The 12,029-nt window shown below is 62.2% G+C and carries 9 protein-coding genes; 2 read left to right on the plus strand and 7 right to left on the minus strand.

The features are described 5' to 3' along the window. Nucleotides 1-129 precede the first annotated feature (129 nt). A complete protein-coding gene (locus ATC00_RS12580; protein WP_037381884.1) occupies nucleotides 130-486 on the minus strand; it encodes an SPW repeat protein in 357 nt (118 codons plus the stop codon). A gap of 372 nt (nucleotides 487-858) precedes the next feature. On the opposite strand from ATC00_RS12580, the gene ATC00_RS12585 reads away from it, so the two are divergent. Beyond that, nucleotides 859-1,671, plus strand: a complete 813-nt coding sequence (locus tag ATC00_RS12585) for a helix-turn-helix transcriptional regulator (protein ID WP_064253007.1) — start codon at nucleotides 859-861, stop codon at nucleotides 1,669-1,671. Nucleotides 1,672-1,822: 151 nt separating this feature from the next. Here the strand turns inward: ATC00_RS12585 and ATC00_RS12590 are convergent, their stop codons facing one another. Next, complete coding sequence (locus ATC00_RS12590) at nucleotides 1,823-2,233, minus strand: DUF2000 domain-containing protein (RefSeq protein ID WP_064253008.1); 411 nt, start codon at nucleotides 2,231-2,233, stop codon at nucleotides 1,823-1,825. Between the two features lie 644 nt (nucleotides 2,234-2,877). On the opposite strand from ATC00_RS12590, the gene ATC00_RS12595 reads away from it, so the two are divergent. After that, nucleotides 2,878-5,850: a LysM peptidoglycan-binding domain-containing protein gene (locus ATC00_RS12595; RefSeq protein WP_234782285.1), complete on the plus strand. Its 2,973-nt coding sequence runs from the start codon at nucleotides 2,878-2,880 to the stop codon at nucleotides 5,848-5,850. A gap of 55 nt (nucleotides 5,851-5,905) precedes the next feature. Here the strand turns inward: ATC00_RS12595 and ATC00_RS12600 are convergent, their stop codons facing one another. The 5 genes from ATC00_RS12600 to sctQ form a co-directional block, all read right to left on the minus strand. Then, entirely contained in the window at nucleotides 5,906-9,031 is a 3,126-nt protein-coding gene (locus tag ATC00_RS12600) for a LysM peptidoglycan-binding domain-containing protein (protein WP_064253010.1), read from the minus strand. A 189-nt stretch (nucleotides 9,032-9,220) separates the two neighbouring features. Next, on the minus strand, nucleotides 9,221-10,042 hold the full coding sequence (gene sctT / locus ATC00_RS12605) for a type III secretion system export apparatus subunit SctT (RefSeq protein ID WP_064253011.1): 822 nt from the start codon (nucleotides 10,040-10,042) through the stop codon (nucleotides 9,221-9,223). Nucleotides 10,043-10,051: 9 nt separating this feature from the next. Beyond that, nucleotides 10,052-10,321 (minus strand): EscS/YscS/HrcS family type III secretion system export apparatus protein, encoded by a 270-nt coding sequence (locus tag ATC00_RS12610; protein WP_037381872.1) that lies wholly within the window; start codon nucleotides 10,319-10,321, stop codon nucleotides 10,052-10,054. A 5-nt stretch (nucleotides 10,322-10,326) separates the two neighbouring features. After that, on the minus strand, nucleotides 10,327-10,980 hold the full coding sequence (sctR, locus tag ATC00_RS12615) for a type III secretion system export apparatus subunit SctR (protein ID WP_037381869.1): 654 nt from the start codon (nucleotides 10,978-10,980) through the stop codon (nucleotides 10,327-10,329). Then, nucleotides 10,973-12,028 (minus strand): type III secretion system cytoplasmic ring protein SctQ, encoded by a 1,056-nt coding sequence (gene sctQ, locus ATC00_RS12620; protein ID WP_064253012.1) that lies wholly within the window; start codon nucleotides 12,026-12,028, stop codon nucleotides 10,973-10,975. Before sctQ ends, sctR begins: the two co-directional genes overlap by 8 nt. Nucleotide 12,029: the final 1 nt, after the last annotated feature.

Here is a 12,029-nt window from a genome sequence, read left to right on the forward strand (position 1 = left end):
AGTCATTCCAAAGGCGGGAGACAGGCATCGCGTTCGGCGTTCACAAGGAGCGCGCCCCGAGCAGCAATTTATCGCCGCTCGCTTCATTCAAATGATGACGGCTTCGGTGTGAAGCGAAGCCGTCGCGCTTTAGGCATGCGAGTGGTGACGATAGTCCCAGACCGCCCAGGCGGCGATTGCGGCGACGAGCACGCCGAGGATGACGTGAGTCCACATCGCGTTCACATTCGCCATGAAGCCGAGCAACCAGGGAGAGACGATCAACCACAGGCCGATCACCATATTGGCCCATTCCTCCCATTCAGCGAAGGCCGAAAGGGTCGCGACCGCCAAGGCGCCGAGCACGATCGCGGCGATCCAGGCGTTCCAGGTCGCCGTCGTATCCGATGCGAAGCCGATGACCCAGGGAGAGAGGAACAGGCAGACTGCCAGGACCAGATTGGCCCAATCCTGGCTTCTTCTTCCTGCCATGAGAGTGTTGGGCATGACAACCTCCACGTATGAAGCTTGATCAAAGCGTCACCACTCTCGTGCAACACACGTTCCAGCGCAGGCCGTTTGCACGGTTGCCGTAACGCCTTGAATTGCTGGTGTAATTTTATCCTGAAATCGGGCCGAATTCAAGAAATCCTGCAATAGGCGGTTTTTGCAGGTTATTCCCGTTGTGCATGACCTGCGGGGATCATCAAAAGGCGTCCGCGCGGGAGCTTGCTTTCGGTCCCGGCAGTGCCGCTTTTGGCCTGCCGCGACGGCACGAATGCGGCTTGGCAGGGGTGCTTCATTGCTAGGCAGCGTTTGTCCCGGGCGGCAATCCGTCCTATGACAGTGGCGTCCGAAACAGTTTCCTGCGAGGCCAGCATGGCTCACCGGCCCGTCGCCGCCCACTCCTTCTGGCGCGATCCGGCGCTTCCCTTTCTGGAGGCGCGCCAGGTCGCGGACGGGCGCGACATCTGCTACGGGCTCCACAGCCACCCGACCTTCTCTATCGGTGCGGTCACCAACGGCCGCAGCAGCTACCGCAACGGCCGCCACCGGCACGACGTGGAGGCCGGCGCGGTCGTGCTCATGAACCCGGAAGAGGCGCATGCCTGCAATCCGCTTCGAAACGCCCCCTGGAGCTACCGCATGCTCTATGTGGACTTGGCATGGTTGCGTGAGATGCGAGGGGCGGCCGACTTCATCCCCTATGCCGCCGTGGTGAGTACCGATCCCGATGTTTATCGCAGCCTCGAGCGGTTGTTTGACATGCTGTTCGACACGAGAATCGAGACGCTTGCCAAGGAATGCGCGGCGGCGGCGTTCTTCGGCGAACTCGACGGTCGCCTCGAAAGGATCGAGGCGCCGGCTGCGCCGGCCACGTCCCGCCTCGACCGGGCCGCGGACTTCATCACCGAGCATTGCACGCGCCGCCTGCGGCTCCGAGAGATCGCCGATGTCTCGGGCCTGTCACCGTCCTATCTGGTGCGGGCCTTCCGGGCGCGCTATGGCATGACGCCGCACGCCTACCAGCTCAACCGCCGCATCCAGTTCGGGCAAAGTGAATTGCGTCGCGGCCGGCCGATCGTCGATGTGGCGCTGTCGGCCGGTTTTGCCGACCAGGCCCATTTCCAGCGGGTCTTCAAGCAGCATGTGGCGGCGACGCCGCGGCAGTATGCAAGGCCTGCCCCGTGAAGCCGTCGCACCGGTCACGTGGCCGGTGCTGGCGCCGAAGCCGTGGCGGAGGCCTGTGGTCAGCGCAACGATGTTGACCGGTCCCGGCGAGATCGAGGGGGCGAGCGCGAAGGAGTTCATCAAAAAATAGAGCGCCAGCGACATCGGCCACCTATTTCATCAGCGGCAGGTCGCCGGTCAGCGACCGGACCAGCTTGGCGGGGCCGTGAAGGCAAAGACCGAGATAGCGCAGATCGCCGTGGCATATTTCGCCGATGCCGAGCTCGTAGGCCTCATAGCTCTTGGCGCGCTGCGCCGTTTCGGTGACGCCGATCATGCCAAGCCCGGATGTTTCCTGCGCCGCCGCCCGTATCCTGAGTTCCATCAGGCCGCCGGCATCCGACATCAGCATGGGCATGACGATGGTGGTGATGCCTTGATGACGGTTGCCGTCGGCATCGTGGACGGCATGGCCGATCAGATCCGGCCGCTCCTTGCCGAGCGTCATGGCCAGTATGGCGGCGGTGTTGGCGATCAGGCCTCGCGGCAGGGCCTGGTCGATGACGAATGCGCAGCGTGTCACGGGTCTTCCTCTTGGTTTCAGTTGCCGGGAAGGTAAGCACCGGCCGGCCGGCGTTATTGAAGGAAATTGCCCTGGCGATTTTCTGCGACGGTCGGGCAACGGCGAGGCCAAAGCATCACTCGGTATGCGTTGACTATTCGGCAGACAATGGCAACGGCAAACTGGCTGGAAACTTATAGGAAAGCCCGGCCGCGGGTGGTGGACGGCCCGATTGAGCGGCTACCGAACCTTGCCCGGCAAGGTCTTGACGGAACGTGCGTTTCAGCACAGTGCGGTAGCTATATTCGTAATATCTATTTTTAGGAAATAACGTAATGAAGTGAAAATGCAGAGTTATTCCTGCGGCACCCGCGATTTTTGCACCAAGAACATCAGCATACCCTAAAACATTATCTCGAAAGGTACTGTCCCGTTAGTGACATACAGCTGTTTATTATTGAACGAATATTTTATGGCGTTTGCCACAATTCCAAACCTCTGATAGATGTGCAACGCTTTTGTGACAGACCATGGGAGATGACAGTATGGGGATTCTCGACTTCAATCGTCTTATGCGCACAACACTTCATCGCGCTACGGCTGCACTCCACGATCCAAAAGCGAGCCAATTTTCCGACGCCGTAAAAAAAGCCAAGCAGCCGTCCGTGCCGCAGGGCAATCCTGAAAAGGAGCAGGACGGTCGCGTCGACCACAAGATCAAGAAAGACGAGACGCTTTCCGGCATTGCGCCGCTCTACGAACAGAGTGTTCCCGACATACTGCTGACGAACCCGACCATCCGCAATCCCGACGTGATTGATGAAGGCGGCTCTTTGCGGATATTGAGCGAGGAGCGGCGCACCAGCCTGGAAACCATCGCCGAGCTTCAAGCCGACGCTGACAAGGCGACAAGTCCTGCTGACAAGGATGAAAAAACCAAGGCGCTGAAGCTTGCGGTCCAGACGGATCTGCAGTCGGCCGGCAAGAACGAGGCCTATACGCCCGAGAAGCTCAAGACCTCCCTCGATCAGCGCGAGGCGGATCTCATCGCGCTGGGGCCAAAAACCGACGAATATAAGAAGCTCGTGCAGAGCGAGCGGAAGACGGTCGAAAGCAATCTGAATGCTGTTTTCGAGCCGCTCAGCAAGCTGGTGAACGCAGCGCAGCAGAATCCCGCGGAATGGGGGAAGGTTCAAACCGAACTTACCGACCAGTTCGCAAAACTCGCGAAGGACGCACCCGACGGCGGCGAAGCCGCGATCAACAGCGCTCGCGAGACGCTGAAGACCTTTGGCCCGTCCGACAAGGGCTTTGTCGAGGCGCTTGATGCCAGCGGGCGCGAGATTCTGGTCAATAGACCCGCCAAACGCGTGCAAGACGCGTTCCGCGAAGGCAAGAACGACTTCAAGGGTTTCGACGGAGCCGACGCCATACAGTTCAAGAAAGAGGACGGTGCCGCCCGCGCCGCCAAGGTACTCAACGAGGTGACCAAGAACGTCACCGACGAAACCGCGGTCCTGATTGTTCAGCAGGCAAATCAACCGATCGAGGCGTTCGGAAACAAGGACACAAAAGTGCTGGATGTCATCCAGCAAACGATCGGCCAGCAAACGGCGATTAATTCCGGCGCGCTTCCCGACAGCCTGGCGGGTCGCTACGTCAATCCGGAAACCAACCTCTGGCGGACTCTGGCGCAACACGACCTGTTTGCGAATTACTCCGAAGCTCTCGGCAGGATTTCGAAAGCTCCCGGTGGAGCCAAGCTCATCGATGACAGTGCAAAATCGATCTCCAAGGCCGTAAAGGATACGACGGACAACACCTTTGCGGATTGGGAAGCCAAGCTTCCCGAAAAAGCGAGGACGTTCTCGCTCGAAGACAAGAAGAAGATCGGCAAGGAAATCGGCATCCCCTATCCGCAGATCAAACCTGTCGACCCTGAGGCGGCTGGCGAACCTTTCCGGAAAGCCGTTGCAGGCGGCAATGATCCGACCCTGAGCCTCGCCGTCGTCAGGGAGCTCAACAAATCCGGCAACACCAGCAGCGCGAATGCGGTCTTCGATGCTGTGATCAAGGGCACCGACGACCTGACAAAGAATAGTCAAAATGTCGTGGGCGACTTCGCCAAGGATCATCTCGTCGTCGCCAATGACTGGAAATCGTCGCTCTCTGCCAAACAACTGACCGACGGCATCGACGATTCGATCGCCAACAAGCAGGGCAGCAAAGACAAGATGGATGAACAGGGTGCAAGGATCTTCCGTACCCTGAGCGCGCTTCATGCGGCCGAAGACGGACTGAAAGATCTTAAGGGGCTCGACGGCCTCGACCGCTACAAGAACGCGACCACGGGCCTGGAACAGGACGAGAAAAGTCAGTTCGCGGTGAGCAACAGCGAACAGGCCTGGACGGAAATGGGCAAGGCCTACATCGAGGCAACCGCAAAGCCGGAAACCGAACCGGTTTCCGCGGCACCAACCCTGTACTGGTCTGGCCGGGCGGTCATCGGCATGCACAGAACGGTCGCCGCCTATGAGGCCCTTGGCGGCAATAAGGCCTACAAACCGCCGACGCCGGGCAGCATTGACACGGCTTCGCGCATGAGCCCCGGGCAATTCGACCCGAAGCTGGCACAAAGCTCATCCCTGCTGCTCAACGGGCCGAACGCCGCGACTGATCCGAAAGCGCGCAAGGCGGCTATCGAAAGTCTCAGCAAGGCGTTCGATGGATCCAAGTTCGACCCGCGTGCCGGGATCACGACGGCCTCGGGATTCGGCAAGGGCCTGGCCGGGGTTCAAGGCTTGCTCTATCTCGGAAGTGCCAAGGACAATTTCGCCACACCAGGTCTGCTGACGCAGTCTTTCGGCGTCTGGCTGACGGCGGGGATCGCGCAGGAGGCAGCGCAATTGTCCGCGGGCAGCGTTCGTTCGCTCATCGAACGGGGCACGGTGGCAAAGGGTGGCTTCCTGGACAAGGCGACGCGTTTTGCCGAAGTCAGCGGCACGTCGAAGTGGGGCTGGTTCTCCAAGTATTTCGACCGCGCGGGCGGAGCATTGATGGTCGCCTATACCCTCGACTATGCGGCAAAGGGCAAATGGGCAAACTCGGCCTTTGCGGCGACGACGACCGTCGGGACGTTCCTGTCGCTGATGAAGTCGCCAAAGGCCGGCCTATGGGGCGCTGGACTTGCCGTGGTCGGCATCATCGGCGAGGCTATCTATAACCAGTATAGACGGAGCGAGGCCGCAAATTACTATGAGGGGCCGACCGAAAGGTTTCTCATCAAGGCCGGATTCCCGCAGAACGCGGCGAAGGAACTTTCAAATCACGACGGAGATGGAAACAGCGTCGGCTTGATCATCGAGCCTCTTGCCAAGGAACTGGGGATGACGCCCCAGGCCCTGACCGAAAGTCTGCGGGCAACCAAAGACATGGCTAAGCTGCGAGAATTCGTGGCAGGCGTGCATCAGACCAAGCCGGATGACAAGGGGAATTATCCGATGACGGCTCCGAAGCGGCTCGAACCGTTGGAGATGCCGGATGGCGGAACGGTTCCGCGTGATCCGTCGTTCGGTCGCCCGCGCACGATTCCGGAACTGGCCGAATGGACACGTGAGAATCTCGTTCTGACGAGCTGATGCTGCCTTTGTGCCCGACGCCGCCCGGCCGTTGCGCTCGGGCGGCGTCCGCGCGTCAGGCGATCGGGACGGCGATGCCGAGTTCGGAAAGTGCCACGTCGATCTGCCTGACCGAGGAGGGTGAGCCGTTTCCGGCGCGGATCTCCGCCGCGATACTCGGCACATATATCTCGCCGCTGACATAGCCTTCGTTCAGCCGTTGCGGGTCTGTGTAGTTTGCATCGGAATCTGCGCTTGCGGCGAGTTTCGCCGGATCGCCGCCGAACGCGTCGAGACTATGGTGCAGATTGTCGCGCAGTTTCTCCAGCCCTTCCTTCGGCATGCCGTTCAGCCAGTCGATGAAGCGCCGGCGGTCCGCCGGTTGATCGAGACGAAAGCCCTTCAGTTCCGCGTATCTGGCGAGGATCGGCACCGGGCTGTGGCCATCGCCGCTCTGGTCGATGAGCGCGCCGGTGGCGGTCTCGTTGAGACCGGAATGGGCGAGGAAGCGCTTCGAGGTATCGGTCATGTATTTATTCGAGTCGCGCGTGTCGGCGACGATCATCTGGCCGACCACCGCGGCACCGACGATGACGAGGCCGGCGGGGCCGAACATCGTGCCGGTGCCGAGTGCCGCCATGATCGTTCCGCCCGCCGCGGCAGCCGAAAGGCTGCCCATCAGCGGGTCGCCGGCCTTGAAATAGTCGAAGGCGACCCAGGCGTCGAAGCCGCCGCTCAGCGCTCCGAGAAACTTCACCGCCGGCCGGCTGCTGCTGCCGAAATGCTTGACGGCGGCGGAGTCGGCATTGAGGTGATCCATTCCACCGAGGATCTCGACCGTGCGCTGGCCGAGCCCGACCGCATCGATCACCACCTTGAGATTGTTTCTAAGAGTGGGGTTGGTCTGGGCTGCCGTCGCGGAATTTGCGACGCTCGCTCCCGTCGCTGCAAGGCCGATCAGGCGGAGCATCTGGCCGGGACCTGTGGTGTTCGCAAAGGATCGGACGCCGCTCGAGCTCTTGAGATCGTTGAGGTCGCCATTGAGGGTGGCCATCTTCGCCCGGGACTGCTCGACCGTCTCGCCCGGCTCGGGCAGCGACTTGGCGACCGCATCGATCGCCCGATCCATGTCGGCCTTGGGAATGCCGAGCATCTGCGAGAGCTTGCCGTCTTTTAGCTCCTCCAGGGCGACCTTGGCCTTGGCAAGCGCCCCGGGACCGCCGGACTGCAGATCGGCAAAGGAGGGCAGGACCTTGTGGCGGATGATCTGCGTCGTCGCCTCTTCGGCGAGCTTGCGGCCGCGGTCGGTCAGACGAGCTTGGTAGCCCATCAGGTTCAGCACCGCCGGACTGTCGAGCAGCGCCGGATTCTTCTTCATCGCGATCTCGACGGCCATCGCGGTCTTCTCGTCCGATAGGATCCTGCCGATCTCATCGTCGACGGCCTGTCGCTGCGACGCCAGTTGCGGAGGCAGGTTGCCGAGCGCCGTCAGCTGCTGCAGCAATTTCTCGCCGCTCGCGGCGATGTTGTCTTCCAGGCGCTGTTCGGTCTCCGCCCACTGGGAGCCCTTTTCCTTCCTGTAGTCGTCGATCGCTTTGCTGAGCTGCTCGGGGGTCATGGTGCTGCCGTGGTTGGACACCAGCCACTGCAGCTCCTGCATATGGGCCGAATAGGCGATGACGTCCTGGTTGACGTTGGCCGAGGCATATTGCTTGACGTGCGGAACGATGCTCTGGACGACGAAATCCGGTGAGGCAGGCGCACTTTCGGCGGCAACGGCGAGCGGATAGTCGAGGCGGGAGCCGTTGGCGATCGCCATAGGTATTGAGTTCGGGTGGTATCCGCCGATCTTGGCGAAACGCTCCACGAGCGCATCGGCACCCGGGCTGCCGCCGATGCGGTCGATGATCGTCATCATGTTTGTCTGCCCGTTCATGCCGATCAGCTCGCCGCCGACCTTCTCCTGTTTCCGGGCGTTGGCGGCTTCGATCACCGGAATGGCGGCGGAGACGAGATCGACGGCCAGCCGCGGATCGGCGCCGGCCGTCAGCCGCTCGAGATTGCTCATCGTCGTTGCGGCATTGCCCTGGTCGCTCATGGCCTGTTCCGGCCGATAGTCGGCGAGCGGCTTCGATGCCCAGCTTGCCGCCTTGTCGATCAGGGCCTTCGCGTCTTCGGAGCGCAGCAGGACGTGCTGCACCTCCGGCGTTGCCGAGCCAAAGGCCGAGGAGAGCTCTTCGAACGCCTTGTCCGGTCCGCCGGCGGCATTTGCGGTGTCGATAATGTCGCGTGCCGTGTCTTCGACATCGGCGCCGGCATGCGTTGAGGGGCGCAAGCCGACATTCAGCGCCTTCGCCACGTCTTCGATTGCCATCCGGGCGGGCGCCGCATCCGTCCAGTCGCGGTCGTAGAGGCGCTGCAGCGTCTCGGATCGCTCCTTTTCGGGCAGCGTCTCGACAAAGCTTCTGACGTCCTTGGCGATCTCGCCGGTTGCCGCCGGATGGTCGATCTTCGGATCGTCGGAATACTGGATCCGATTGCCGCGATCATAGATCTCGCCCGCGATCACGGCTTCCGCGTTGGTCTTCAGGCCGCGTTCCTCGATCGCCGCCTTGACGGCATTGCCGGCGGGTCCTGCATCGAGCCAGTCGCTGTTCACAAGCCGCAGCGCTGCCGCCTGTCGCTCCGCCTTCGGCAGGGTGTCGAGATAGGCGCCGACGTCGCGCCGCATGTCCCTGCCTTCGGCGGTATAGTCGATCTTCGAAGGATCGTCGGCATAGGCGAGCTTGTTGCCGCGGCCATAGAGATCGCTAATGAAGGCGGCCTCGCCTTCGGGAATGCCTTTGCCGTCGACGGGCCCCTGCGCGACGAGCTCGGGCGAGGCGAGCGGCACGATGACCACGTCGTTCGGGTCGATCGGCGCCGTGCCCGCGGTCGACTTGATGCGGTTGGTTGCGACGAGATCGTTGAAGCTGACATGGTTCTCTCTGGCGATCTCCCAGAGACTGTCGCCCTTTTCGACGACGATCGCCTTTTCCGTCGCCGGATCGATAGTCTTCGGCCCACCCGCCGCGGCCCGTTCGCGCACGGCCTGGTTGATCTGTTCGACGAAGAACCGTCGCTGCTCTTCGGAAACGGCGGTGGCGCGGTCGCCCCCGGCGTCGTAGCGGCGCTTGCCGTCGATATCGATGCGATAGGACATGGTGGGAACTCCTTGGCTCCATGCGGCGCACGAGGGCGGCACATCCCGCGGTATGGCGCGGGAAGCGAAGAATGGTCTCTGAAATCAAGACGCTGGTCTGTGGCGCGCGAGCGCGCGCAGGCCACTATGGCGGGCCTGCTTAATGGTTTGATGACAGGAACCGGATTTCCTGGGCCGCGAGCGAGGGCTTTAGTTGGATGCCGACCCCAGAAGAGCGCGCAGCATCACCGGCGCTTCTTTCAGGATGGCGAACTCCGCAACCATGTATTGCAGGAGATAGTTCAGATAGAGCACGATCAGGATCGCAAAAAGCAGGTTCTTGATCGCCAGCGACAGGTCGAAGACGTGGAGCTGCGGTGACATGCGCGACAAATAGGCAAGCATCAGGTCGGCGATGAGCAAGGCAAGCACGATCGGCGCAATCAGCAGAACACCGATCTGCATGACTCGGTCGAGAATGGCGAGCAGCGCTTCCACCGCGCCGGAACCAAGGGCCGGCGAGAAGCTGGTGACGGGCCAGATCTCATAGCTTCTGTAATAGGTCTCGGCGAGGAGCGCAAAGCCTCCCGACTTGAAGAACAGAGCGACCATCGCCAGGACGAACAGGGTTCCGGCGATGCTGGTTTCGGTCGCCTGCAGCGGGTCGACGAGCTGCGCCGATGTCGAGCCGCGTTGCAGGTCGACGAGATCGCCGGCGACTTCGGCGGCCCAGAAGGGAATGCCGAGCACTACGCCGATAATGATGCCGAGAATGATTTCCTTCAGGATGAGGCCGGTCACAACCAGGGTCGAGAGGCTCTGGCCCTCCGCGAGCGTCGCCGTGAAGCTCGGTATCAGCGGCAGGGCGATGGCGATTGCGACGCCCGAGCGGATCAGTCCGGTGAGCCCGAGCCGGACGAAGGCCGGGGTGATGACGATCATCCCAAGCGCCCGGGCCATGGCGATCGTGGTGCCGGCAAGCACCGGATAGATGAGGTCGAACAGCGATTGCGTGGCGGAGAGAAAATCCACGCCGCTCTCCTACCGTGTCAAGGCCGGAAAGATGTCGAGCGTGTTGCTGGCGAAATTGGCGACCTGCACGGCGAGCGCCGGTCCGAGCACGACCAGGGCCAGCATGACGGCGACCAGCTTGACCGCCTGCGGCAGCGTCTGGTCCTGGATCTGGGTGAGCGCCTGGATGAGGCCGACGCTGACGCCGATGACGATCGCAATCGCCAGCGCGGGGGCCGAGGCGATCAGCACGGTCAGCATCGCTTTCTGCATCTGGGCGAGGAAGGCGGTTTGATCCATTGATGCTACCCGTAGCTCAGGATCAGGCCGTGCATCAGCCGCGACCAGCCGTTGACGGCGACGAAGAGGAATATCTTGAGCGGGATCGAGATCAGCGTCGGCGAGACCATCATCATCCCCATCGCCATCAGCACTGTCGAGACGATCAGATCGATGACCAGGAACGGCAGGTAGAGCAGGAAGCCGATCTCGAAGGCGCGGGTGAGCTCCGAGCTGACAAAGGCCGGAACGAGGATCAGCAGGCTGTCGGTCTTCACCGAGGCTCTCGCTTCCTCCGACCAGATGCGCTCCGTTGCCTGCAGGAAGAACTGGCGCTCGTTCTCGTCCGTGTAACGGGTGAGGTGCGCCTGCAGCGGCGCCCTGAGCTGGTCGGCCGCGCGCATCATGCTGTCCATCGATTGCACGTCGACCTGCTCGCTCGACAGCGTGCGGTACATTTCCCCGACGAGCGGCGTCGTCACATAGACGGTGAGGATCAGCGCCACGCCATAGAGCACCAAATTGGGCGGCGATTGCTGGATGCCGAGAGCGTTGCGGATCAGAAACAGGACGATCGAGATCTTCAGGAAGCCGGTCATCGTTACCACCGCGAGCGGGATCAGCCCGATCGTCGAGACGATGATGATGATCGGGATGAGATTGGTGGTGGTCTCACCCATCGGTCGAAAGCCGCACCACGCGCACGCCGAGACCTTCGCCGATCCTGATCAATTCGCCCTTTCCGACGAGCCGCCCGTTCGCCAGGATATTCACGGGGCTGGAGAGGCTCGGGCTTGCGTGAAGCACCGTGCCTTCGCCCATCCTGGCGAGCTCCTTCAGCGGAAATTCGGCACGCCCGATCTCGAAGACCAGCTCGACCGGCAGGTCGGCGAGCGGTTCGAGCTCTTCGGACGAAGGCGTTTCCTGCTTTGACATGGCGGAAGATTCCCAACTTGGTTTCAAGACTTGCCAGCCGGTGGCGAAAACGAGGCCGGCTTCGCTGCGGCGGAGCGCGGCGATGAGGTGATTGCCAAGCACCGCGATAGGATCGCAGGCATGGGATTGCTCGCACATGACGACGTCGCCGGGGCGCAGGCTTGCCAATTCGGTGAGGCTCAGCTGCTGCGTTCCGGCGCGGATCTGGACCGGTTGGACGAGATTGCCCGTCACCGCATTCAGCAGGCCGGCACGGGTATCGAAGGCTTCTCCGAGCTTCAACGCCGCCGCGGCGCTCAGGTGCAGTTCCGCCGGGAGCGGCACCTCGCTGCCGTCGATCGTCCAGCAGAGCTTGATCGGAAAGTCCGGGGTCGAGTCCGGCGGGCCGAGGCGAAGCGGTTCTCCGAGACGCTTCTCCAGTGCTTCGAGAGAAGGAGCGAGGGTCACTTCGAGGAGTATGTTGCGTTGCAGTGCCGTGAGGTCCGCGATTCTGCCACGGACCCCGATTGCCGCCGAGATCGCGTCAAGGGCGGCGGCAGGCACCAGCCACCGACCCGGTGAGGTGCCGATCCGGAACGCCAGCTCGACCGGTTCCGCCAGGCTCCCCGTGCTCTCGCCGGGTTCGAAGCCGATTTCGTTCGGCGGCAGCGACAGCCGGAACGGGGCCCTTGTCCCGACCAGCAGGTTGGTGAGGTCCACATGCGCCGCGTTCACTTCCGGCAGCCACGAGGCGTCCTCCGCCGGCGGGCGGAGTTCGGTGGCGCTGATCCTTGGCTGCACGGTCGAGCTCATC

The organism is Sinorhizobium americanum, from assembly GCF_001651855.1.
Taxonomy (GTDB): domain Bacteria; phylum Pseudomonadota; class Alphaproteobacteria; order Rhizobiales; family Rhizobiaceae; genus Sinorhizobium; species Sinorhizobium americanum.